General features: G+C 60.8%; 20 protein-coding genes. 8 read left to right on the forward strand and 12 right to left on the reverse strand.

Annotation, left to right across the window (positions count from 1 at the left end; translation table 11 throughout):
- The first annotated feature begins 106 nt into the window (after nucleotides 1-106).
- Nucleotides 107-928 (forward strand): purine-nucleoside phosphorylase, encoded by an 822-nt coding sequence (locus tag IEW17_RS04480; RefSeq protein WP_188560832.1) that lies wholly within the window; start codon nucleotides 107-109, stop codon nucleotides 926-928.
- 89 nt (nucleotides 929-1017) lie between these two features.
- Here the strand turns inward: IEW17_RS04480 and IEW17_RS04485 are convergent, their stop codons facing one another.
- The 5 genes from IEW17_RS04485 to IEW17_RS04505 all read right to left on the reverse strand — a co-directional run bounded on the left by IEW17_RS04485 (nucleotide 1018) and on the right by IEW17_RS04505 (nucleotide 5849).
- Entirely contained in the window at nucleotides 1018-1455 is a 438-nt protein-coding gene (locus tag IEW17_RS04485; protein ID WP_188560833.1) for a lipocalin family protein, read from the reverse strand.
- A 90-nt stretch (nucleotides 1456-1545) separates the two neighbouring features.
- Entirely contained in the window at nucleotides 1546-2415 is an 870-nt protein-coding gene (locus tag IEW17_RS04490) for a DUF4249 domain-containing protein (protein WP_188560834.1), read from the reverse strand.
- A gap of 63 nt (nucleotides 2416-2478) precedes the next feature.
- A complete protein-coding gene (locus IEW17_RS04495) occupies nucleotides 2479-4854 on the reverse strand; it encodes a TonB-dependent receptor (RefSeq protein WP_188560835.1) in 2376 nt (791 codons plus the stop codon).
- An 89-nt stretch (nucleotides 4855-4943) separates the two neighbouring features.
- Entirely contained in the window at nucleotides 4944-5252 is a 309-nt protein-coding gene (gene trxA, locus IEW17_RS04500) for a thioredoxin (protein ID WP_188560836.1), read from the reverse strand.
- Nucleotides 5253-5390: 138 nt separating this feature from the next.
- Nucleotides 5391-5849 (reverse strand): hypothetical protein, encoded by a 459-nt coding sequence (locus tag IEW17_RS04505; RefSeq protein WP_188560837.1) that lies wholly within the window; start codon nucleotides 5847-5849, stop codon nucleotides 5391-5393.
- A gap of 245 nt (nucleotides 5850-6094) precedes the next feature.
- Here IEW17_RS04505 and IEW17_RS04510 point away from each other — a divergent pair, with 245 nt between their 5' ends.
- Nucleotides 6095-6334: an HNH endonuclease gene (locus tag IEW17_RS04510; protein ID WP_229748809.1), complete on the forward strand. Its 240-nt coding sequence runs from the start codon at nucleotides 6095-6097 to the stop codon at nucleotides 6332-6334.
- A gap of 41 nt (nucleotides 6335-6375) precedes the next feature.
- Nucleotides 6376-7434 carry a DUF6687 family protein gene (locus IEW17_RS04515; RefSeq protein ID WP_188560838.1) on the forward strand — a complete coding sequence of 353 codons (1059 nt, stop codon included), beginning with the start codon at nucleotides 6376-6378 and terminating at the stop codon, nucleotides 7432-7434.
- Nucleotides 7435-7455: 21 nt separating this feature from the next.
- Here the strand turns inward: IEW17_RS04515 and IEW17_RS04520 are convergent, their stop codons facing one another.
- Entirely contained in the window at nucleotides 7456-11169 is a 3714-nt protein-coding gene (locus tag IEW17_RS04520; RefSeq protein WP_188560839.1) for an AAA family ATPase, read from the reverse strand.
- A gap of 228 nt (nucleotides 11170-11397) precedes the next feature.
- Here IEW17_RS04520 and IEW17_RS04525 point away from each other — a divergent pair, with 228 nt between their 5' ends.
- A complete protein-coding gene (locus IEW17_RS04525; RefSeq protein ID WP_188560840.1) occupies nucleotides 11398-12312 on the forward strand; it encodes an alpha/beta fold hydrolase in 915 nt (304 codons plus the stop codon).
- Between the two features lie 57 nt (nucleotides 12313-12369).
- Here the strand turns inward: IEW17_RS04525 and IEW17_RS04530 are convergent, their stop codons facing one another.
- The 3 genes from IEW17_RS04530 to IEW17_RS04540 form a co-directional block, all read right to left on the reverse strand.
- The gene (locus tag IEW17_RS04530) at nucleotides 12370-13626 is read right to left on the reverse strand and encodes an exonuclease SbcCD subunit D C-terminal domain-containing protein (protein ID WP_188560841.1); all 1257 of its coding nucleotides are present in this window, start codon (nucleotides 13624-13626) and stop codon (nucleotides 12370-12372) included.
- A 303-nt stretch (nucleotides 13627-13929) separates the two neighbouring features.
- Complete coding sequence (locus IEW17_RS04535; protein WP_229748810.1) at nucleotides 13930-14376, reverse strand: hypothetical protein; 447 nt, start codon at nucleotides 14374-14376, stop codon at nucleotides 13930-13932.
- A gap of 151 nt (nucleotides 14377-14527) precedes the next feature.
- Nucleotides 14528-15907 (reverse strand): MBL fold metallo-hydrolase, encoded by a 1380-nt coding sequence (locus tag IEW17_RS04540; RefSeq protein ID WP_229748811.1) that lies wholly within the window; start codon nucleotides 15905-15907, stop codon nucleotides 14528-14530.
- Nucleotides 15908-16230: 323 nt separating this feature from the next.
- On the opposite strand from IEW17_RS04540, the gene IEW17_RS04545 reads away from it, so the two are divergent.
- Entirely contained in the window at nucleotides 16231-17631 is a 1401-nt protein-coding gene (locus tag IEW17_RS04545; RefSeq protein WP_188560842.1) for a T9SS type A sorting domain-containing protein, read from the forward strand.
- A gap of 308 nt (nucleotides 17632-17939) precedes the next feature.
- On the opposite strand, the gene IEW17_RS04550 is transcribed toward IEW17_RS04545, so the two are convergent.
- A complete protein-coding gene (locus tag IEW17_RS04550) occupies nucleotides 17940-18365 on the reverse strand; it encodes a DUF4890 domain-containing protein (protein ID WP_188560843.1) in 426 nt (141 codons plus the stop codon).
- A gap of 312 nt (nucleotides 18366-18677) precedes the next feature.
- Nucleotides 18678-19115 (reverse strand): DUF4890 domain-containing protein, encoded by a 438-nt coding sequence (locus IEW17_RS04555; protein WP_188560844.1) that lies wholly within the window; start codon nucleotides 19113-19115, stop codon nucleotides 18678-18680.
- Nucleotides 19116-19361: 246 nt separating this feature from the next.
- On the opposite strand from IEW17_RS04555, the gene IEW17_RS04560 reads away from it, so the two are divergent.
- Nucleotides 19362-20942: an amino acid permease gene (locus IEW17_RS04560; protein ID WP_188560845.1), complete on the forward strand. Its 1581-nt coding sequence runs from the start codon at nucleotides 19362-19364 to the stop codon at nucleotides 20940-20942.
- 43 nt (nucleotides 20943-20985) lie between these two features.
- Nucleotides 20986-21108 carry a hypothetical protein gene (locus IEW17_RS21220; RefSeq protein WP_262891821.1) on the forward strand — a complete coding sequence of 41 codons (123 nt, stop codon included), beginning with the start codon at nucleotides 20986-20988 and terminating at the stop codon, nucleotides 21106-21108.
- Between the two features lie 46 nt (nucleotides 21109-21154).
- Here IEW17_RS21220 and IEW17_RS04565 read toward each other — a convergent pair whose 3' ends face one another.
- Nucleotides 21155-21364, reverse strand: coding sequence for a hypervirulence associated TUDOR domain-containing protein (locus tag IEW17_RS04565; RefSeq protein WP_188560846.1), 210 nt, complete (start codon nucleotides 21362-21364; stop codon nucleotides 21155-21157).
- 266 nt (nucleotides 21365-21630) lie between these two features.
- Between IEW17_RS04565 and IEW17_RS04570 the strand changes: the two genes are divergently transcribed.
- Nucleotides 21631-23667 (forward strand): RICIN domain-containing protein, encoded by a 2037-nt coding sequence (locus IEW17_RS04570; protein WP_188560847.1) that lies wholly within the window; start codon nucleotides 21631-21633, stop codon nucleotides 23665-23667.
- Nucleotides 23668-23697 lie beyond the last annotated feature (30 nt).

The raw sequence follows: 23697 nt of genomic DNA on the forward strand, positions 1-23697 counted from the left end.
GATTCCGCACAGAGTTTAGGGGAGGTAAAAGGAGTTTCACGGGGGTGCATTCCCCTGTGAAACTCCTTTTACCTCTCCTAAACTCTGTGCGAATTTTTACTTTCTCATGCTGAACCAACTCCGCGAAGCCGCCGCCTACATTCAAGCCCATTCTGATAATTTCCTGCCCGAAACCGGTATCATCCTCGGTACCGGTCTGGGCGCGCTGGCCCGGGAAGTGGAAGTAGAACACGAAATCAACTACGCCGACATTCCGCATTTCCCACTCAGCACCGTGGAAAGCCACGCCGGCCGGTTGTTGCTGGGCCGCATGGCCGGCAAGAAAGTAGCCGTGCTGCAGGGCCGTTTCCACTACTACGAGGGCTACACCATGCAGCAGGTGGCTATGCCCGTGCGGGTGCTCAAGCTGCTGGGCATCAGTCAGCTGGTGGTGAGTAACGCGGCCGGTGGGCTGAACCCCGACTTCAACATGGCCGACCTGATGCTCATTGACGACCACATTAACCTACAGCCCGGCAACCCGCTCATCGGGGCGAACCTGGACGAGCTGGGCCCGCGCTTTCCCGATATGTTTGCGCCCTACGATGCCGGCCTGCTGGCTCGGGCCGAAGCCGCTGCCCGGGCCCTGGGCCAAGCCGGCACCACCCGGCGCGGCGTGTACGCCAGCGTGCCGGGTCCCATGCTCGAAACTCCGGCCGAGTACCGCTACCTGCGTACCATCGGGGCCGATGCCGTGGGCATGAGCACTGTGCCCGAAGTAATCGCTGCCCGCCACCTCAACCTGCCGGTACTGGCCGTGTCGGTCATCACCGACCTGTGCGCGCCCGGCCACCTCAAGCCAGTGGTGCTGGCCGATATTTTTGCCGCTGCCGCCCAAGCCGAGCCCCGTCTCACGGCGTTGGTCAAGGCTGTGGTAGCGGAGCTGTAGCACACGTTTCAGCTCATGTTCGTGGGTAAACAGAAAGGCCGTTGCTGGATAGCGACGGCCTTTCTGTTGGCTAAATACGTTGGTTCGGGCTACGGCTGCGCTGAGAAGGTGCGCTCTTCGGCCTGGCCGGTTTTGTTGGTGAAGGCGTAACGCAGCCCGGTGGCCGTGAGGCTGGCCAGCGTGTACTGGTTGGAATCGCCTTTATGGTCAGTGAGATGGAGCACAGTGTTGTTGCTCATCAGCATCCAGGTGCCGTTGTAGGTAGTGTTGTCGGCCAGCAGCTTTTGAGTGTAGCTGCCATCGGCGCGGAACGTGAGCGAGTATTGGTCCTTAATGCCCGCGCCGGAGCTGGTTATTTGGCCGGCTTCCTTAATCTGGTCAAGGCGCCAGCTGCCGGTAGTCAGTTGCTGCTGCTGCGGCGAGGCCGTGGTGGCGCGGGGCCCGTGGTCGCTTTTACTGCAGCTGCTGAGGGCGGGCGCGGCCAGGGCCAGGGTCAGGGCCAGAAATGGCAAACGGAAGGTAAACATTGGAAAGAGGCGTGAGAGTGAATGGATACGTTGAAGAGAACGATTGCCAAGTCAGGGTTGCTTGCGAGTCCGTTTAATTGCCGCGGCTGGCTACCGGGGAATAACTTTGGTGGCGCTGGTTCCACTGAGCACGGTGAAAATGCCGATGCCGCCCTGCACGTTGCTGAAGATGGCGGAGGGCTGTCCGAAAGGATTGCCGTTGGCATTGCGGGCATCGCGCACCGATTGCTGGAATCGATAGAACGACTCGTCGATGCGGTAGAGCGTGGCTGTGATGGTGTCGTTGGCCGAAAAGCGGTAGCTCGTGCCCAGGGTAAAAGCCCGGCCGTTGTTGAGGCGGTCCTGCGCCGTGTAGTCAACTTCGGGCCGCCGTCGCAGGGCCCCGCGGGCGGGGTTGCCGCGGTGCAGCTGGAGGCGGTAGTAGTCATTGGGCGTGCTGGGGTCACGAAAGTTGGTGAGGAAGTACGCCTTGCGCTCGGCCCCGGTCTTGTCGTTGAACTTGTGCTCGACCGAGTCGATGGCAACGGGCACGAGCATGGTGGTGGTGCCCGTCACGCGCCGGCCCTGGGTGTCGCGCACATCCAGCTTGAACACGTCGCCGGGGCGGGCCACCAGCGGGGTGCGCCCGATATGGGAGTGAAACTTCTCGCCCGTGGTGTCCACCAGCGCCCGGAAGTTGGGCGCGAAGGTCAGGGGCACCGCCGTGCCGTTGGGCAGGGTGAGGGTCACGGTTACGTCGGTGGGCACCTGGGGCAGCACCACGCCCAGGTAAGGCACCGAGGTCGTAACGGCCAGGCTGGGCACCTTGCCCGGCTCCAGGTAGCACTCCACCACCAGCTCGGAGGCGTAAAAAGGCAGCGGCACGTCGATGTCGTTCTGCAGCGCGCCGCACCCGCCCAGCCCGCCAATGCCCCCCGCCAACACAGCATATTTCGCTAACTTACCCGTGAAATCCAACATAAAATCAGCGTTAAGAAAAAGAAAAACCAGCAAAATCACGATTAATCAAAGATAATCAGCGATTTAGAAGCGGAAGTTATACGTGAGCGAGGGGATGACCGGAAACAGCGACACCTGCTGGGCCCGGAAGCCGGTGGTGCGGTCGGTGACGGGGTCCCGCACGGTGTCGAAAAACACGAAGTAGGCGTTGCGGCGGTTGTAGGCGTTGTAGATGCTTAGGGTCAGGTCCTGGTTGCGCCGGCTGCCGATTTTGTAGACCGCGCCCAAATCGAGGCGGTGGTAGGGGATGAGCTGGTAGGTGTTGCGGTTGGGGTAGATGGGCACGGGGCGCGGGTCGATGCTGGTGCTGGAGCCCGGAATGTCCTGCACGCCGAACCGACCCAGCGGCAGCGTGGTCAGGTTGCCCGACGAGAACACGAAGCTGCCCGTGAAGCTGAGGCGGGCGTTGAGCTGGTGAATAACCACGACCGTCAGGTTGTGGCGGCGGTCGTAGTTGGGGCGGAAATCGGCCCCGTTGTTCACGCCGTTGGTGCCGCGCTGGGGCTGGAAGTTGCGCCAGCTCCAGGCCAGGGTGTAGCCAATCCAGCCGGTGGTTTTGCCGGTTTTCTTTTCCAGGTACACCTCGTTGCCGTAGCTCCAGCTCTTGCCGAAAATAAACTCCGAGTCCAGCTCGGGGTTCACGAACAGCTGCGCGCCGTCCTTGAAATCAATCTGGTTCTGGCCCCACTTGTAATACACCTCGTTGGTGAGCAAGTACTTGCCCTTGCCCAGCAAGAAGCTGGCCCCGGTGCTGGCCTGCTGCGAGCGTTGCGGCTTCACCGACTCCCGCGACGGGTACCAGATATCCGTCGGCAGCGTGGCCCCGGAGTTGGTCACCAAGTGTACGTACTGGTACATCAGGGCGTAGTTGAGCTTGAACGACGTGCGGTCGTTGAGCGCGTAGCGGGCCGCGGCGCGGGGCTCCAGGCCGCCGTACTGATTGCTGCCGCTCCGAAAGCCGGTCAGGCGCAGGCCGCCTTCGAGCTGCAGCTTGTCGGTGGCCCGGTAGTTGTCGGAGGCGTAGAGCGCGCCCTCCTGGCCAAAATAGGCGATGTCGGAGCCGAAGTTGATGCGGCCGTCGCTGGAGTTGGCATCGAGCCGGCCCACGCCAAACCGGTGCTGAATGAGCATCGCCCCGGCCTTGAGCAGGTGCCGGTCGTTGGGCGTGTACTCGAAGTCGGTGCGCCCGGTGTAGTCCGTAATCCGCGAGCCCAGCCCGAAGCTGAACTGGTCGAGCCGGTTGGTCAGGTTGTACTTGTAATCCGACACCGACACCGTCGTGTTCACAAACAGCCGGGGCGAAAACACATGGTTCCAGCGCAGCGCGCCCACGGTGTTGCCCCAGCTAAAGTCGAAGTTGAAGCCGCCCGTGCTGCTGAACCCGAACACGTCGCGGCCCAGGTAGCCGGTTAGAAACAGCTGGTCTTTTTCGCCCAGCGTGTAGTTGGCCTTGGCGTTAAAGTCATAGAAGTAGTAGTCGGGAATGGGGCTGTAGTTTACTTTTTTCTCGTTGGCCTTGTTCAGCGCCCGCGTAAAAACGTCGAAGTACGTGCGACGGCCCGACACGATGAAGGAGCCTTTGGCTGGTCTCGCCCCGCCGCCCCGGTTGATGGGCCCTTCGTAGGTGAGGCGCGACGAAATCAGGCCCACGCCGCCGGTGGCCACGTAGTGCTGCCGGTCGCCCTCGCGCAGCTTCACATCCACCACCGACGACAGCCGCCCGCCAAACTGCGCCGGAAAGCCCGATTTATACAAGTCCACGCTCTGCACCGCATCGGAGTTGAACACCGAAAACAGCCCGAACAAATGGTTGGGGTTGTACACCACCGTATTATCAACGAGCACCAGGTTCTGGTCCGAGGAGCCGCCGCGCACAAACAGGCCGCTGGTGCCCTCGCCGCCGCTTTGTACGCCGGGCTTTAGCTGCAGCGTTTTCAAAATATCGACCTCGCCAAACAAAGCGGGCAACAGTTTCGCTTCCCGGATGCTGATGTGCTCAACCCCCATCTGCGTGGTTTTGAGTTTCTCCTCCAAGGTCACGGAGCCTTCCACCACCACTTCGCCCAGCTCGTTGCCGCTTTCCACCAAATCCAGGCTTAGGCGCTGGTTCTTGCTGAGATTTACCTCACGGGTCATTTGCTCATATCCCACAAAAGCAACTACTATCCGGTGCCGGCCCGCTGGCAGGCGCAGGACAAAGTGCCCCACTGAGTCGGCCGCCGCTCCGGTATTGAGCGCGGGCACGGCCACGCTGGCTCCGGGCAGGGCCTCACCCCGGCTGCCGCGAATGGTTCCACTCAGGATGTACTGGGCCACGTTTTGGGCCAACACTTGCTCCGGCCAAGCCAGCCCCACCAGCAGAAATACGAAAAGGTAGAACGAAGCGGAGCGGAATAGCATACCGTAAAATTCAGGAAGAGCACAAAGGTAATGCCCTCTCCAACGCCCATACCTGCCAGATAGTTTGCGCCAAACTGACAGCGGACGGGCTAGCTCACGTACGCCTGCAGGGCCTGCGCAATCTGGGCAGCCGGCACCACGCCCGCCTGTCGCCACACCGGTTTGCCCTGGTGAAACAGAATCAGCGTGGGGATGCTCTGCACCCGGAATTGTTGGGCCACGGCGGCGTTGCGGTCCACATCAATCTTGATGATGCGCACCTTGCCGCCGTGCTGGGTGGCCACTTGCTCCAGGATAGGGGCCATGGTTTTGCAAGGGCCGCACCAGGTGGCGTAAAAATCGACCAGCACCGGCATGCCCGGGCTGTTGATGAGTTCTGAAAAAGACTTGCGAGGCACGATGAAAGTAGAAGAAGTGAGCCCGGCCACCGCCGGGTGTCCCGACCAGCCGGGGCGTGGGACTTAAACGAAAAAGCCCAGCGCACGGCCAGGCTTTTCTTGATTTCGATAAGGAAAGGGCGTTCTGCCGGTGCGGGCTTACTTGCCGGAGCTTACCACCGTCACGTCATTGCCGACTTCGGGAAACGTGAACCGGCCGCCAACGGCCTTCACGCCCTTCACCCGGCACTCCCAGGTGTAGCGGCCGGGGACGGGGTTGGCGGCTTCGCCGGTTTCGCTTTTGAAGTATGTCGGGTCCGATGGTTCGGTGGGAAACAGCACGTCAACCCCAGTCTGGCCTTTGACCAGCTCTTTCACCAGGAAATAGTCTTTGCCGGTGCGCTCATTGTGTACGATAAAAGTGGCGGTGTAAGGCCCAATCTGGCCGTATTTATCTAGTACACCCAGCTTTATTTGGGCGGTGGTGCTCACCATCCAGGTTTGGGCGTGGGCCGATGGTGCCACCCCCAGCAGGAACAGGGCCACGAGCGCACCCGCCACCCGTCCGGCCAATGATAGACGTTTGGGCGTAGAAAAAGAAGGTACAGTTGTTTTCATGGTTGGCTGAAACAAATGGCTGAAAATACTATTTAATAAAGACCAGGGTGATGCTGATAAGCATAATGTAAGCTAATGTAATACGTTTTCAAGAAAGTCGCAACTTCAGGGAAGCAATATTGGTCTGTAGGGGTAAGCTATGGTTGACTCTCGTCTAATAAATTATGTCCCGGCAGCGACTTGGTAGGCCGTTTATGGATGTTAAGAGGGCTTCCGCCATTCGGTGTGGTTTATGCGAACGCGAAGTGCAAGCCACCTCGCGCCACCACCTGGTACCGCGCGAAGAAGGCGGCAAGCTCGGCCCCACCGTCGACCTCTGCCAGCCCTGCCACAGTAGCATACATCGTTTCCTGACCAACCGCGACCTGGCCCGGCGCTACTCCTCGGTCGAAGCCCTGCGCACCGCCGAGGAGCTGCAAGCCTATCTGCACTGGATTCGCAAGCAGCGCGTCGAGCGCATCAGCAATCGGCGCGCACGGCGTTAGACCGTAGCCCTTAACCGCCGATTTTGACGCAGCTTTGTCTCATGAACCGCTTTTTCGTGCCTTTCGCGCAGCTTCGGCAGCAGCCCACCATTCTGGTCGATAGCGTTGGGAACGGGGCCACTCTCACGCTGGCCCACTGGCGCGGGGCCCCCACGCCGCCCGCGCTGCGCGATGATACCAGCGCCGGCTCGGCGCTGCGGGCACTGCACCATGCCGCTACGCCAGGTCTCGAAGCCCAGGCCGTGACTGCCAACCACTTCGACATTGATGGTTTTATCGGCGTGTGGGCCCTGCTGCATCCGGAATTGGCGCTGCAGCAGGAGGTACTGCTGCGCCTGGTGGCCAAGCTAGGCGATTTTCGGGAAATCGACTTTGCCAATCCGCTCGCCGATGCGGCGCTGCAGCTGGTGTGCTGGCTCAATGCGGAGGAAAAGGCGCGGTTCTACGAACCATTCGGGGCACCCGCCCGCCGCCGACGGGAAGACGAAGCCTCGGCGGACAAATTCGCGTGGTTCCTGCCCCGTTTTGCCGAGGTGCTGCAAAACCCCGAAACCGGCCGCGCCGCCTGGCAGCCCGAATACGAACGGGTAACCCACGCCGCTGCCCTGCTGCAACAGCCCCCCACGCAGCGTCGGCACTACCCGGCAATCGGCTTGGTGGTGGTGGCAACGCCCGCGCCGGCACCGTACTACGCGCTATTCGGTCCCACGGTAGGCTTTGATATTGTGCTGAGTTTGTATGAAGGCAACCGCTACGAGCTGGAGTACAAATACACCACTTGGATTGACCTGGAAAGCCGCCCCACCCTGCCACGCCTGGCCCTCGGGCCGCTAGTAGCCCGGCTGAATGAATTGGAAACCAGTGGCCAAGCCTGGGACACCGATGGCATCACCGATACCGGCCCGCTGCTGCGCCTCACCGGCCGAAAGCTCAGCAAAGCCGAGCGCTACGCCGACCCCGATGGCCGACTAATTTACGCTTCCTCAATTGACCCGGAAGTAATGGAGCACGAGGTAGCGGCATTTTTCAGAGCTGGCTACGCTGGCATTAAGCCCCGTAAATACTGGAGCTGGGCCGAAGTGAAAGCCGCCGGCCAGTAGCCCTTCGGCTGCATCGCGACTCTACGCCGCGCAGTCGGTTTCGTCGCCGCGCATATCCACAATGTGCACGCTGCTATTGCCGCCCGCGCCGGGCCGCACCCGAATCTGGGTGCCGATGCGGTCCTTGAGGTCGGATACGTGGGAAATAATGCCAATCATCTTACCCGAGTGCTGCAGGCGCTCCAGCGCATCGAGGGCCGTGTTCAGGGCATCGGGGTCGAGCGTGCCGAAGCCTTCGTCGATAAACAGCGACTCGATGCGGGCCTTGTGGCCGGCCAACTCGCTCAGGCCCAGGGCCAGCGCCAGGCTCACCAAAAAGCTCTCGCCACCCGAAAGCGAGGCCATGGGCCGCACGGTGTCGGCCTGGTCGTGGTCGATGATTTGCAGCTCCAGGTTGCGGTTTGGCGTTTTGAGGATGGTGTAGCGGCCCGTGAGCTGCCGTAGGCGCAGGTTGGCCAGCCGCGCCAGGTGCGAGAGCGTCAGGCCCTGGGCAAACTGGCTGAACTTGTCGCCCCGCGCCGAACCAATCTGCTCGCTCAGGTCCTGCCAGCGCTGCTCTTCCTGCTGGCGCACCGTCAGCTCGTGCAGGCCCGCGGCCAGCAGCTGCCGGGCGTCATCGTCCTGCTTTAGCTGGTTGCCCACCGCGCCCAACTGCTGCTGCAAAATGTCATCGGCCGCCGAAAGCGTGTTGAGCAGCGCCGTGAGCGCTGCCGCCGAATGGGGCGTGAGGCCGACTTCGGCGTGGTGGTTGAGCTCGGCGGTGAGGTCGGTGGCGCGGCGGGCGGCGGCGGCCTGGTTGGTGAGGTGGTCTTGCCGGCGCTGGGTTAGGCGTTCGGCGTCAGCAGCGGGTAGGAGCAGGGCCTGCGCTTCGGCCGCCGTGGCTATGCCCGCCGTAGCGAGCGCGGCGGTCAGCTCGGTTTGGCGGTGGGTGTGGGCGGTGCGGTGCGTGGCCAGCTGCATTTGCAAGGCTTCGTACCGACTTTGCTTAATGGCTAACTCCTGCTGCTGACGCGCCAGCTGGTTCTGCGCGTCGGTTTGCCCCTCGGCCAGCTTTTGGGTGGCTTGGCGCAACAGCTCCGTTTCAGCACTGGGATTGGTACCGGTGTAATGGGCTTGGCGGGTGGCCTGCTGCTGGCTGAGAGCCAGTTGCTCGGCTTCGAGTGCGGCGGCAGCGGCATCCAGCTGCACTTGTTGCCGGGCCAGCTCCTCGGTGCGCGCCTTGTGTTGGGCGTGGCGCTCCACCAACGAGTCGCTGACCGTTTTCAGGGCGTTGCGCTGGGCTTCGTAGTGCCCGGCCCGCTCCGCCAAAGTGGCCAGTAACCCATCGTAAGGCGGCTTAGCCGGCAGGGTCAGCTGATGCGGACGCAAAATATCCTGAATCGTGCTTTGATAAATAGCAGCTTGTTCCTGATGCTCCCCCAGCTCGAAAGCCAGTTGCGCTAAATCGGTTTCAACCGCGGTTTGGCGCTGCAGAAGCAGCCGTATTTCTCCCTGGGCGGCGGTGGCGGCAGCCCCAGCTTCCAGGTATTTTTCGCGCAACGCGGCCAGCTTCTCATCCAGAATAGCCAGCTGGCGGCGGTTTGCTACAGCGGTAGCCTGCGCGGTGGCCGTGGCCGCCAGTAGCTCACGCACCGCTGCGGGGTCAGTCAGGTTGGCGGGCATCGGCACCAAAGTCGTTGCTATTTCGTGCGCCTGGCGCCGGAAAATCTCCGCTGCTTCAGCGGCTTCCTGGCGCAGCTGCTGGCGTTGGCGCTGCTCGGTTTGGCGGCGGGTCAGGTCTTTTGCCAGGCCACGCAATTCATCATCCAAAGCCGTCAGGGCCTTTTGCTGCTCCGCAACGCGCAACTCCTGCTCGTCGGCCTCGGCGGCAAAATCAGCCGCGTAGGCGTGTTCAAGAGCCCCGCAAAGCGGACACGGCTGGCCGGGCTCCAGTTGGTGGCGGTGGGCGTTGAGGTCGGCCAAAGCTTGCTGAGTGCGCAGCTCCCGGCGGTAGCTTTCGAGCAGCCGCAGACCGTCGCCGCGCCGGATTTCCAGGTGTCCAAGGGCTGTTTCGACCGTGGCCAGCGGGGCCGCCTCGCCCTCAATCTGGGCATCCAGGGTTTCGGTTCGGGCCTGCTGCTCCTTGGCAGCTTCGGCTTTGGGAAGCAACTGCTGAAGGCCTTGTAATTGCGTGGTGAGGTCGTCGGCGCGTTGCGCCAACTCGGCGGCGGTGGTGTCTTGCAGGAGCATATCGCGCCCCACGCGGCAAGGCTGGCCCTCATCTTTCACGACCTGCTGCCGGGTGCCGGCCTCGGTTTCGAGGCGGCGTTGACGCTCCAGGTCGGCCACGGCAGCGTGCTGGTTTTTGCGCAGCTCCTCGCGGCGGGCCTCCCGGGTAGCCACCTCTTTTTGCGCGCCCTGCAAGTCGATGATTTCGCGGTCCAGCGCAATAATCTGGCCCTTCAACTCAACCTCGTGGCCGTGGCTAATGAGCCAGCTGTCGAGGGTAGTTTGCTGAGTTTGCAGGCCGTCCAGTTCCTGCTTTTGGAGCTGCCAGGCGCTTTGCCCTCGCTCATATTCCCGCAGGAATTGGGCGTGCGTGGTGGTATTTTTGGTGAGCTGTTGCTGCGCGGCGGCAATGGCGGCGTCGTGCTCCAGGGCCTGGCTGAGCACGGGGCGCAGGCGGGTTTCCTCGGCCAGCGCGCCAGCGTGCGCCGTAGTGGCAAGCGCGTGTGCCTCACCGGCCGTTTTTGTCGCCAATACCAGGGGCGGCAGGGCCTGTTCCAACTCGCGCAGTTGCGTGGTGTCAGCGTCGAGTTCCAGTTGGGCCGCGGCTACCAGGGCCAAAGGCTTGGCCAGGGCGGCAGCGCGGGTATGGCCGTCGAGCCGGGCAAACTCGGGTTGCAGGGTTTCGTCGTCGTGGCGCAGGCGTTCCACCTCGCGGGCCGTGTCAGACAGCTGCCGGTCGAGCTGGTCCAGAATGGTGCGCCAGGTCAGGCACACCGTCAGCTCCTGCTGCTCTTCGTAATGCTGTTCGGCCTGCTGGTGCAGCACGTCGAGCTGCGTTTCCAGCACCGTGCGCTCTTCTTCCGACAGCAGCCGGGTGGCATCCAGCTTGGCGCGCAGCAGCTTGGTTTTCAGCTCTTCGCCCCGAGCCTTTTCAAACGCCGCTACCGATAGCCGTGAGTAAATACCCACGTTGGTCATCTTCTCCAGAAGGGCGCTGCGCTCTTTTTCGGGCGCGTGCAGAAACCGGGCAAATTTGCCCTGGCTCAGCAGTACCGACTGCTCAAACTGCCCAAAGTCCAGCCCCGACAGTTCGCTTACCCGCGTCGGTACGGCTTCTTTGCCCGAGGTCACGGCCACGCCGGATGGACTGAATACCAGCGTCATGGCATCCTGGCCGAGGCCGCCCTTGTCGTCGCCGCGGGTCTTGCGTTTCACCTCCCAGCGCGAGCGGTAGCGCACGCGGTCTACGGCGCCGGTGTCGGGGTTGGTTTCGTGCACTTCGAATTCAACCTCCGAAAAAGCGTCCTTGGCGTGGCGGCTCACCATTTCGCCCACTTGCCGGTCGTGGCGTGGCACCCGGCCGTAGAGGCCCACCGAAATAGCGTCGAGCAGGGTGCTTTTGCCCGAGCCCGTGGGACCCGTGATGGCAAATAGGCCCGTGTCGGCCAAGGGCGTTTCATCGAAGCGAATCAGAAACGGACCGGGCAGTGAGTTCAGGTTAGCGAAGCGGACGCTGATAATTTTCATGCAAACAATTCTCCCAAAATACGCCCCGAAGATACGACGACCCTGGCTCGGAACTGCCCCGGAAAAGTGAGAATGCCGGTTTAGATACCCCCTTGGTTACCGGCCTGCCGCCGGGTCCGCCACAACCCCGAACAGCGTAATCCGGTAAGAGAAACAACGTGCCGCTGGCTGCCCACCGGCCTCTGGCAGCGGTTCCTCAATTATTTCAAAATCAAACAGACACCAACTATGAACTACGTTCGACGCGGGGCGGGCAAACCGCTTCTTTTGCTGCACGGTATTGGTGGGAGCTGGCGCTCCTGGCAGACCATCCTCGACGACCTAGCCGCTCAGCGCGACGTTATTGCCGTGGATTTGCCCGGCTTTGGCAACACGCCGCCGCTGGTCGGGCCGGTCACCATGGCCACGCTGGCCGATGCCGTGACGGACTTTCTGAAGGAGCACGACCTGCTGGGCATCGATGCCGTGGGGAGCTCGATGGGCGCCCGTCTGGTGTTGGAGCTGGCCCGGCGCGGGGGTGTGCTGGGCGCGGTGGTATCGCTCGACCCTGGCGGGTTCTGGCAGGGCTGGGAAATCCCGGTGTTCTACCACAGCGTGGCGCTTTCGACCAAACTGGTGCGGGCCCTGCAGCCCGTAATGCCCGCCGTCACCGGCAACCCCGTCACGCGCACGCTGCTGCTCGCGCAGTTTTCGGCCCATCCGTGGAAAGTGCCGGCCCACGTGGCGCTCGACGAGATGCGCAGCTTCGCCCAAGCCCCGTCGTTCGATGAGCTGCTGAACGACCTGGCCTACGGCAAAGTGCAGCAGGGCGCGCGCCAAGGCAGCATCAGCGCACCGTTGGTTATCGGCTGGGGCCGGCAGGACTACGTGTGCCTGCCCAGCCAATCGAAACTGGCCCTCGAAAAATTTCCCGATGCCCGCCTCTATTGGTTTGACCAGTGCGGCCACTTTCCGCAGTGGGACCAGCCGGCCGAAGCTACCCGCCTGATTCTGGCGGCCACCGCCGGACATGATTTCAGCGATGCCGAAATTGCCCAGCGGGCTTCAAAAGCAACCAGAAGCAAGCCCGCTTCTAAGGTAGCCGTAGCGGCGGGGGTAGCGGCACTGGTTTTCGGTGCCCTCTGGCTGTTGAAAAAGAAATAAAGCTCGGAGGCAAATGCAGAGATGCCAATTATCGCGTCTCCGCATTTGCATGGTCCGCTACTGCTGGCCGTCCCGGGCCTGCGGGTCAGCCTCGGCCAGCAGCTGGCGCAGCTCGCCAAAGGTGGCCGTGAGGGCGGCAGCCCGCTCCGGCGGCAGGCCCGCCACCCGGCGGCTGAACACTTCTTCCACCGTCAATTCGTGCAGGAGCGCCAGCGGGGCCAAGTCGGCCGCTAAGTCGGGTAGTTCGGTGGCGCGCTGGTGGCGCACGCCGCGCGGGGCCAGCACCTGGGCCTTTTGCAGCTGCAGCACGGCCTGGATGCGGCGCTGTACTTCGGCGGGCGCTTCATCGGAGCGCACCAGCACGTCGGCCCAGGCCACCAGCGGAAACGCCGCGTTGTCGTAGGCCAGGATATCGGCCTCCACCTCGTCGAGCGTGCCATGGAAACGCTGCAAGCGCCGCGCCACCGGCACGGGCACGAGCGTGATGGTGGGCGCGCCGGCTCCCTTGAATTCCAATAGCAGCACCTGCTGTTTGTCATCGGCCTCGGTGAAGGACAACGGCACCGGCGAGCCCGAGTAACGGATGTGCGCCCGGCCGCCCACCACCTGCGGGCGGTGCAGGTGGCCCAGCGCCACGTAGTCGAACGCCGTGGGGAAATGCTCGGCCCCCACCAGCCCCAGCCCACCGATGTGCACATCGCGCTCGGCCCCTTCGCGGGCTTCGCCGCCGGCAGCGTAGAGGTGACCGGTAGCCAGCACGGGCACGTCCTGCTCGCGCAGGCGGCGCACCACGTCCAACTCGGCCAAGGCGGCGTAGTGGCCCGCTATGCTCTGCCGGATGCGAATCTGGCGGTCATCGGGGCTTTCGCCGGCCACGGCCAGCCGAATGTCACGGTCGCGCAGAAACGGCACGGCGCACACCACCAGTCCCGGCCGGCCGTCGGGTCCGGCCAGGTGCAGCACTTGTTCAGTGGGGTCAGTAGGCACGCCACCCACCACGTGAATGCGCAGCTGCCGCAGTAGTTGCCGCGAGGCGTTGAGCATAGTGGGCGAGTCGTGGTTGCCGCCCACTACCACAATATCGCGGCAGCAGGTGCTTTGCATTTTCACCAGGAAAGTGTAGTACAGCTCCTGCGCCGTGTAGGAGGGCGACTGGGTATCGAAAATGTCGCCGGCAATCACCAACGCATCAATGCCCTGGGCCTGCACCGTGAGCAGCAGCCAGTCGAGAAAAGCCTGCTGCTCGGTGGTGCGTTCCTGGCCCGTGAGGAAGTGCTGGCCGAGGTGCCAGTCGGCGGTGTGAAGGACGCGCATAAGGTAGAGTGAATCTCAAAGATACCTTGGGCGCGGAGAATCAAGAAGCCCCGGTTGTACCGGCTGGAGCAGGATGTAAGGGGAGGCAGGGAGGCTAACGTTCGAGTATTGCTGCAGTCAGGGAATTAACCAACTGTCTGCCCGGCGCTGAAGCTAAACTTATAATCAAAAGTTGATGCTAAGAACAAACGACGAGCAGAATTCCGTCCGCCGGAACCAAAGCTTGGATATGCACTGCTGATGATTACTCTTCCGTCCAGCTCCAATTGCAGCAATACTCTTGTTGGCTGCTGTATTTCTTTGTCACTTTAGTGCTGCTTTGATTTTGTCTTTAGAAATTGTTGTCACAACGCTGCCTTTCTTGAAGCTCCAAATAATTAAAAAATTGCCTTTTGCATAATACTCTTCGGGATGTTCTTTTGTTGGTTTGTCGCCGCCCCATAAAAGTCCACCTAAAAAGCCATCTCCTTTAAAGCCGTCTTCAAATTCAAAGTACATAATACAGCCTTTGGCTTTTTTGCTGTCGAAGTTTTGAATTTGCTTACTCTTTAATTTTCCTATTAATGCGCCGTACATTTCTGGACTGTCATAAAACGTACAGGCTTGAATTGAAATACAATTGTTGTCTTTCGTCAGAGCGTAACCTTCCGGAATTTCTTTGTCTGAAAGTTTTAAACTGTCAATGCTTTGTCCATTTGATTTAATTGTCAATAAGAAAGCAATAGATAAAATTATCAAAAATTTAATCATATAAGTTTTGTTATTTAATTAGGGTCGGTCAATATAGCAGCCAACATTTAGATTGACGCAACCCGCAGCTTGTGCAAGTTGCGTAAAGCAGGCTATGATACGCAAGTGAGTTGCGGCAAGCAAGTCAATTCGGTATGCTAGCCGCAACTCGCTACTGCACCGCCTGCTTCTGAAACTCCGTCACAGCCTCGCCCAAATCCAGTACTTCCGTCCCCGGTAGTGCGGCTTGCACGATGCTGGCCCCGGCCGCCGAGCGGTAGCCGCCGGCGCAATGAATTAGCACGGGCTTATCGGTGGGGATTTCGTGGGTACGCTCGCGCAGCTCGGGCAGTGGGATGAGCAGGGCATTATCGAACACCGGGGTTTTAGCCTCGGCGCGGTTGCGGATGTCCACGATGGTGAACCGCTCGGGGTGCTGGCGCACTTGGTCCACATCCACAATGGGAGCAGTAGCGGGCAGGACCGCCGGAGCCAGCAGGGCACCTTTGATGTTGCCTTCGTAGCCGATTTTGGCCGTTTTGCGCACCACGGCGTCCAGGGCGATTTTGGTGTCGGCCAGCAAGTAGAACGGCTCTTTCGGGCCTATCACGGAGCCCAGCCAGGTTTCGAACTTGCCGTCATCCTGCAAATTAATGGCGCCGGGCAGGTGGCCAGCGCGGAACATGGCAGCGGGCCGGGTGTCGATGAGAAGTACGCCGGGGGCCAGCGTGTCGATGCTGCTCAGGTGCGGCACGGCCCGGATGCTGTCCTCAAAGCTGGGGGCACCCTGACGGTTCAGCCGCACGTTGTGGCCGAAGTATTTGGGCACGAAGGGCTGGTCTTTGAGCAGGACCCGGATAAACTCGTCCTGCGACATGGGTTGCAGGGCGTAGTTGGTCTTGAGCTCTTTGGCAATGGTACTGTCGAGGTCGAGGCTGGTGGTTTTGCCGCAGAGCGAGCCGGGGCCGTGGGCGGGGTACACCTTGGTGCTGCCGGGCAGGGTCATGAGCTTGTTGCGGGTGCTGCGGTAGAGCTGGGCCGCTAATTCCTCGCGCTTGTGGCCACCCACGGCTTCTTCCTCGCGTAAGTCGGGCCGGCCCACGTCGCCCACAAAAAGCGTGTCGCCGGTGAATACGGCGCGGCTCTGGGCCAGCTCATCCAGCAGTAGAACGCTGATGCTGTCGGGCGAGTGGCCGGGGGTGTTGATGGCGTGCAGCTCCACGGTGCCGAGCTTGATGCGGTCGCCGTCGTCGAAATTCTGGTGCGGGTACTTGGCCCCCAATAGCTTGCTGCAGTAAATAGTGGCCTCCGTTTCCTCCGCAATTTCCAGGTGCGACGATACGAAATCGGCGTGCGGGTGCGTCTCAATCACGGCGATGATGCGGGCCTCGTGCTCGTCGGCAAAGTCGTAGTAGGGCTGCGGGTCGCGGCTTGGGTCGATGATGACCACCTGGCGGCCGCAGCGCACGGCGTAGCTGGCATGCGCCAGGCTTTTGTCGTAAAACTGTTGGATTTGCACGGCCGAGGCCGTGCTACTGGGAAGGGGAGGCATGAGGAAGCTGCGTAAAGTGGAAACCGGGTGGTCGGCCAAATATAAGCAAACACTCGATTGCCGAATTGGCTCTGCCGGTGAGACAATACGCCAGCATGCCCAAGGGATACGGCACAAGGCGTCAGCTACCGGTTGTGATTCCAAGGTATGAAGCTTGGACGAATCCAGGAAAGCCCTGGCAATACATGCGGCCAAGGGGGAGAAAATCTTCCGTGATGAAAAATAGTTTTTTCATCACATACCTTTAGCGTAGTGGATGATATGCAAAAGTGAGAGTCTTATCGCATTCCAAGGGTCAATCCAAAATTTGCTGAAAAAATGTAATGATGAAAACGATACTAATTACTTTAATTCTGGCGATTGCAGCACCGCAAATTACCTTCGCGCAGGTGCCGTGGGTAGCGATGCCTGGCACACCCGTGTACTCATTGGAACAGTGGGCTGGCAATGTGATGGAGTGGAGTTCGCCGCAAACAAGCACGCTTTGGTGCCTGGCGCGCGAAAGGGTTCACGCGGGTCCTGGTCTAGCCTATTACCATGACAGAGTGTTTCGCACGGGTGACAGTGGCCTGAGCTGGCAAGAAGCCCCCATGTCAAACTGGAATAACTCAACAAATACAACGCCGGCTTCGGGTAATTACATAACCGAAATTTCTGCCGTAGACGCTCAAACCGCTTGGATTCTGAAACATAATATTAATAATCGTGTCTCTTCGCTGCTGCGCACCACTACTGGTCCGGGAGGCTTTACTCCCATCATTAATGTATTACCAGCTGGATTCGCTCGCATCCACTTCTTTAACTCCACAGTTGGCATTGCCATAACTACTGTACGAGCGGGCGCAATTACTTGGCCGATTCAAAGAACGACGGACGGTGGTTTCACGTGGGTTGCGGTACCTAATTCACTAGGTGCCACAGTTGTCAATACGCTGGGCCTGCACCTTGGGCCGAAAACAGGATTTGCTAGTACTTTGTGGCAAACTGTTGGTATGAACCTACTGCGCACCACCGATATGGGCCTTACCTGGACGGTTGCCCCCAGCTCGGGGGCAGTCACTTTTGAGGAGGATGGGTTGCACGGAATGTCCTATGGATACGATACTTCTACCGTTCCGTATACTCCAAAGCTCAAGCGGACAACTGATGGGGGACTGTCGTGGACTGACATAGCGTTTAGTGGTCAGCCGGAGCTTACGGCGATTACCGCAGTGCATGGCTTGCCTGGTACTTATATCAGCACTGACTTCAGGTATCCTGGAGCAAGCAACCTGGCGTTGGTGCGAGGGGCAATTAGCCGTGACTACGGCTCAACCTGGCAAGTTTCCTACACGAACTTCTCGAGTGGGGCCATTAAACGTCTGATGGCAACGAGCCCCACCCATATATGGGCAGCAACTGACCTAGGAGATAGTTCACCCAATCAGCCGATGATAATGCGCTATACCGGTGTTGCACTGGCTGCGAAAAATCCGCTGGGAGCAGAATTCACACTCGGGGCTTATCCAAACCCCACTTCTGCGACAGTGCAGATAGAAGGAAGACTGCAAGGACAGGAAGAAGTGCGGATTTATGATGGAGTTGGGCGCTTGTGTCAGCAAGAGAAGGTGTCAGACACCCGCCGCATCATTGATTTGTCAAGCCAGCCGGCAGGACTCTACCACTTTGTTTTAACAGCTACTACTGGCCTGACGCGAAGTTTACGAGTAGCTAAAACACAATAGCCATTGCGGTACTCGCGTACGACCAGGGGCGGTGGTCTAAAGCAGGATAAAAACCAAAATTTAATCAATTAGTCGAGAAGCAGAACACGCTTTTGGGGAGCAGTAAAAGCCGCTTTTTCGAAAGCCGCTTTAATGTCATCAGATTCAAAATCATCTCACTTTAGACCACCGCCCAATTTTTTAAAAGAGTAGCTCAACCAGAATTAATCCATTAGGGAGAAATCTGCATCTGATTTGCGCAGTACTTTAAAAGCAAAGAGCCCCGACCTAATAGTAAGGGGCTCTTTGCTTTATGTTAAAACGAACGATTAGGCTTTCATCTTCATTTTATCGCCGGCTTTCATTTTGCCGTGGTTGTGGTGGTCGGCTTTCATCTGACCAAGCTTAGCAAATTGCTCGGGCGTGAGAATAGTCTTCATCTGAGCCTCGTAGCGCTCGTGGGCGGCCTTCATTTCGGGGCGGCCGGCCTTTTTGTTGGTGCCGTATTTGGTCTTGAGCGCGGCACTCTCCTGCTGGCGGGACAGGAGCAGTTGCTCCACTTTGGCCTCCTGGTCGGCGGTTAGGCCAAGTTCCTTGGCCATTTTGCCGGCGTGGCGGTCAGCTTTTTGGGTGGGTGATTTGGGGGCTTGTTTACGTGCCTTCACCATGGAGGTAGTCGCGGGCGTAGTCTGGGCGAAGCTGGTGCCGACGGTGGTCAGGGCCAGGGCGGCGAGCAGAAACAGCGTCTTTTTCATTGGGAAAGTGAGTGAAGGGTGGGGGAAAGGCCGGGCCTGCAACAGCGGCGACACTTGCCAGGATATTTACAAGCGATGCGCCAGAACCACCTTTAGAGCAGTTTCCAGGTTAGTGTACAGGTCGGCACGATGTAGGGGCGGGGCTTGCCCCCGCCCGTTGTTAAACGGTTATCATTGAACCAGCGCAAACGGCGGGCGGGGGCAAGCCCCGCCCCTACAAATATTCCTGTACACTAACCTGGAAACCGCCTTCAGGCAGCGCTATTCCCTTGCACACGACCAACTGGCGGCTTTTGCGGATGAAGCGGCTGCTTATTCCGGCTGGCCGGCGGGCTGCGCGGCCCCGGCCGCCCGGCGCTCACGCATCTTGTCGCGCTGCTCGTCCCGCATCGCGGCGAACTTGGCGTACTGCGCGGGCGTGAGCACGATTTTAAGCTGCTCGTCGGACTTGGCCTGGGCGGCTTTGAGGTCCTGGGCGGTGCCTTGGCGGCGGCCGCCAGTGGTGCGCTGCTCGCGTAGCAGCTGCAGTTGTTGGCGCTGGGCCAGCAGCAGGGGTTGCAGTCGGGTTTGCTGGTCGGCGCTCAGGCCGAGTTCCTTGGCCAGGTACTGCACCCGGCGTTCAATCAGCGGGTCGCTCCCTTTTTGGGGGCCGGCCGTGGGGGGCGCAGTTGGCATGGCAGCAGCTGGGGCCTGGGCCTGGCTGGCGGTGGTAACGGCTGCGCAGGCAGCGATAAGCAGGAGCTTTTTCATAAATAAAATAGAAGGTGAACGCAGCTTGGATGCCGGGTAGTGGCTCAAGTTTAAGGGCAATATCAGCAGGCGGAAGCGAGGAAAGTACAAGAGGAAAGATGGTGGCCGTTGGGCCACGGAGTGAATTTGCTGCCTATATTTCGGCCCCATAGCTACGCCAGCGGTCAATTTCATTGCCCGTAACAACGGATGGTCTCGTTTCATCCCTTATTTATTTCACACTTCTTCCTTCTTTACATCTAACACATGGCAAGTATTTTCGCCAAAAAACCCCTGGCTGTTCTCTTGGGTGAGGCCAATTCTTCCGGGCACGGCGCGCTGAAGCGCACGCTGGGCGCGGGCAACCTGGTGGCCCTCGGCGTGGGCGCCATTATCGGCGCGGGTCTGTTTGTGCGCACCGCCAACGCGGCGGCGCAGGCTTCGGGCCCCGGCGTGACGCTGGCTTTTATTCTGGCCGCTTTTGGTTGCGTGTTCGCGGGCTTGTGCTACGCCGAGTTTGCCGCTATGATTCCCATTGCGGGCTCGGCTTATACCTACGCCTACACCACCATGGGCGAGTTTGTGGCTTGGGTCATTGGCTGGGCCCTGATTATGGAATATGCCCTGGGGGCTGCCACCGTGAGCATTGCCTGGAGCGAGTATCTGAACAAGCTCCTGGAGGTCTTCGGCACCCGAATACCATATAACCTAAGCCATTCGCCTTTCGAGCACGCTCTGGTCAATGGTGTAGACACGCACGGCCTCATCAACCTGCCCGCCCTGTTGGTCATCGTGGCCCTGAGCTTGCTACTGGTGAAAGGCACGCAGGAGTCGGCGCTGTTCAACGCCGTGGTGGTGGTGCTGAAGGTGTTGATTGTCATTATCTTCATCGCCGTGGGTTGGCAGTTTGTGAACCCCGCCAACCACACGCCTTACTTGATTCCGGCTGATGCCGTGGTGAAAAACGCCGCTGGCGAGGTGGTGCGCACCTACGAAAACTGGAACAAGCACGGCCTGGGCGGCATCATCGGCGGCGCGGGTATTGTGTTCTTCGCCTTCATCGGCTTCGACGCCGTGAGCACGGCCGCGCAGGAAGCTAAAAACCCCAAGCGCGACATGCCCATCGGCATTCTGGGTTCGTTGGCCATTTGCACGGTCCTCTACATCCTGTTCGGGCACGTACTGACGGGCGTGGCCAACTGGCGTGAATTTGCCGACCCCGCCCTGGGCGGCGAGGCGAGCGTGGCGTATGCCATTCGGGCGCACATGCCCGGCTACGAGTGGCTGGCTACGGCCGTCACGGTGGGCATCCTGCTCGGCTTCACCTCGGTTATCCTGGTGATGCTCATGGGCCAGAGCCGCGTGTTCTTCTCCATGGCCAAGGACGGGCTCATGCCTAAAGCCTTTTCCGAGCTGCACCCCAAGTTCAACACGCCCTACAAGTCCAACCTCATGCTGATGGTGTTCGTGGGCTTGTTCGCGGCTTTCGTGCCCGGCTCGCTGGCCGGCGACCTTACTTCGTTTGGTACGCTGCTGGCGTTTGTGCTGGTGAGTATTGGTGTGTGGATTATGCGCCGCTCCGACCCGGACCAGCCCCGGCCGTTCCGTTCGCCGCTTTCATCGCCCAGCTTTCCGCTCGTGCCCATTATGGGCGCTTTGGTGTGCATCCTGCTCATTATTGGCCTCGATACCTTCACGCTGCAAGTGGCCGTGGGCTGGATGCTGCTGGGCTTTATCGTGTACTTTATCTACGGCCGCCGCAATTCCAAGCTACAGCAGGGCATCGTGGTGGTACCCACCGAAATGGACGAGCAAGCCTTCATTGAGCCTGATAAGGACAACTTCTAGGCCAGTCAATCGGCCATTTGCCAGTAGTTCAAAGCCCCGTCGGTTGGTACCGGCGGGGCTTTTTGGCTGCTGCGCCTGCCCCATCAACACCCGGCGGCGGTTTGGGCTCAATGGCAGCCCGGTGGTGGCCGAGGGCAACGCCGCCGTGACCATTCTGCGCCGTTAGCGGGGCCTTCAGTGGCTTTCTATGAAGCGGTATGCCCCAGAAGGTGTCATTTTGCCGCTTTCACTTCGCTTTTGAGCTTGAGCACCCGGTCGCCGTTTTCCTGCACGATGACCAGCGCTGGGTCCTCGGCCGAGCCGTTGCGGTGAATTTCAGCGCCCTTAATGGTGCGAGCTACGGCTTCTTTGTGCATCGATTCGATTTTGCCGGTGGCGGTGCCGGTGCCGTATTTCCAGGTGACTTTGGTGCCTTTGCGCATGGGGCGGAAGAGTGGATGTGGGTGAATACAAGGAGCTTTCTGGTGTTTACTGCCAATGGTGCCTAACCGTTACATTGCGGGCAACCACTGCGCTGCCGGAAGCGGCCCGCGCAGCGTTTGCGGAAATGGACCGCCCGCTGCTCCGCCGATACGAATCGGGAGCATTGTCGCGTTGGCGATTGGGTTTCCAGGGCCTCGTTTCAGCTTTCCCGCCGTTCTTTTGCACTGTTCACCCAAGCGCGCTGCCTTTCGGCGCGCCCCCACCGATGCTTCGATTCCTGTCGCTGTGCTTACTGCTGCCGTTTTTTGCCACCGCCCAAACGCCTTTTGTGCCCGATGAGCGGGCGTATTACGGGCTGATTGACCGGGGCAGCGGGCGCTGCCTGGATGTGACCGGGGCCAGCACCGCCAGCGGGGCCGCCGCCGTGCAGTGGGAATTCACGCACGCCCCCAGCCAGCAGTGGCGCTTTGTGCCGGTGCGCGTTGGCAGCGAGTACTACCGTATCGAGGTTCGGCACAGCGGCCAGTGTCTCACAGTGGACAAGGCGGGCGACAATACCGCCCTGGTGCAGCGGCCGTTTCAGGGCAGCGCGCAACAGCAGTGGCGGCTGGTGCCAGCGGGCCCCGCCGGCAGCTACCAGCTCGAAAACAAGAGCGAAACCAAGGTAGCCGCCCTGGCGTCGGCCGATAAATTCAACGGGACGCCCATCCTGGCCCAGAGTGGCAACGGGCGCGCCAGCCAGCAGTGGCGGCTGTTTCGGCTGCGGCTGAACGTGCTGGAAGGCGCTTCGCCGTTTGGTGCCCCGCAGCCGCTGGCCGGGGCCGTGAATTCGCCCGGCAACGAGGTGCATCCCGTGATTAGCCCGGATGGCAACACGCTGTACTTCGCCCGCACTAAGTTTGCCGGCAACACCGAGGGCAACACCGATTCCGGCGATGCCTGGCTGAGCCAGAGCCCGGATAAGGGCAAGACCTGGAGCGCCCCCACGCGCCTCGACGGCCTGAATACGCCGCAGAACAACGCTGTGGAGGCCACCACGGGCACCGGCGGCCAGCTGCTGCTGGTGCGCGGTACCTACGAGCGCGACGGTACTTTCCGGGACGAAGGCCTGAGCCGGGTGGCGCAGGCGGCCGCCGTAGCGGCCGGGGCCACGCCCAAAAGTGTGCGGCCTGAGGCCCTGCGCATTGCCAACTTCTATTCGGCCGTGGCTGGCACGGGCTTTTATATATCGCCGGATGGCCAGACGCTGCTGCTCTCGCTCGAGCGCGGCGACTCGGAAGGCGGTAATGATATCTACCTGAGCCGGCCCGATGGCAGCGGCGGCTACTCAGAGCCTAAGAGCTTGGGGGCGGTGCTGAATTCGCCCGGTTTCGACTTTGCACCCTGGTTATCCGCCGATGGCAAGACGCTATATTTCGCCTCCTACGGCCACATGGGCTACGGCTCGGCCGATATGTTCGTGAGCCAGCGGCTGGACGAGAGTTGGACCCGCTGGAGTGAGCCCCGCAACCTGGGCCCGGCCCTCAACGGTCCCGGCTTCAACGCTTTCCTGAGCCTGACGCCCGACGGCAAAACGGCGTACTTCTCGTCCTCGGCCACGCCCAACGGCACCAAGGACATCTGGCGCACCGGCCGCCCCGTACCTGCCGATTCGCTACCTAAGCCCGTGGTGGCCGAGGCGAGCGAAAGCAGCGGCCGTGCTTTTCTGAGTGGGCGGGTACTTGATGCCCGCACCAAGCAGCCCGTGCCCGGCGCGGTGGTGAAAGCCAACCTGATAAGTAAGGTGGGCACGCAGTTCAACGCCACCAGCAAGGCCGACAACTCGGGCAACTACCAGATGTCGCTGCTACCGGGCAAGTACTACCTGGCGGCGCTCGGTGGCGGGTTTCTGACCATGGGCGACACGCTGATTGCCACCGGCTCGCCCCGGCGCGACCTGCTGCTGCTGCCCGCCGCCGTGGGAGCCAAGGTTGATTTGCTAGCCATCATTTTCACCCAGGGCAAGGCCACGCTGCTCGGCTCGTCCTACATCGAGCTAAACCGCCTGGCCATTGCCCTGCAGGCCAACTTCGCTATTGAAGTCCGCCTCGAAGGCCACACCGACAACGTGGGCCCCGCCGATAAAAACCAGCAGCTTTCCGAAGACCGGGTGGCCGAGGTGAAGCGCTACCTGGTAGGCCGGGGCGTGGACGAAAAGCGCATTGCCACCGTGGGCTTCGGCGGTACCAAGCCCCGCTACGGCAACGAGCGAGAGGAAACCCGCCGCCTGAACCGCCGCGTGGAGCTGGTAATTGTGAAGTAGCTTGGACTCTGCGAGTCCGAGGGTGAGCGT

Origin of the sequence: Hymenobacter frigidus, from assembly GCF_014640435.1 — a bacterium.
In the GTDB taxonomy this organism is placed as follows: Bacteria; Bacteroidota; Bacteroidia; order Cytophagales; family Hymenobacteraceae; genus Hymenobacter; species Hymenobacter frigidus.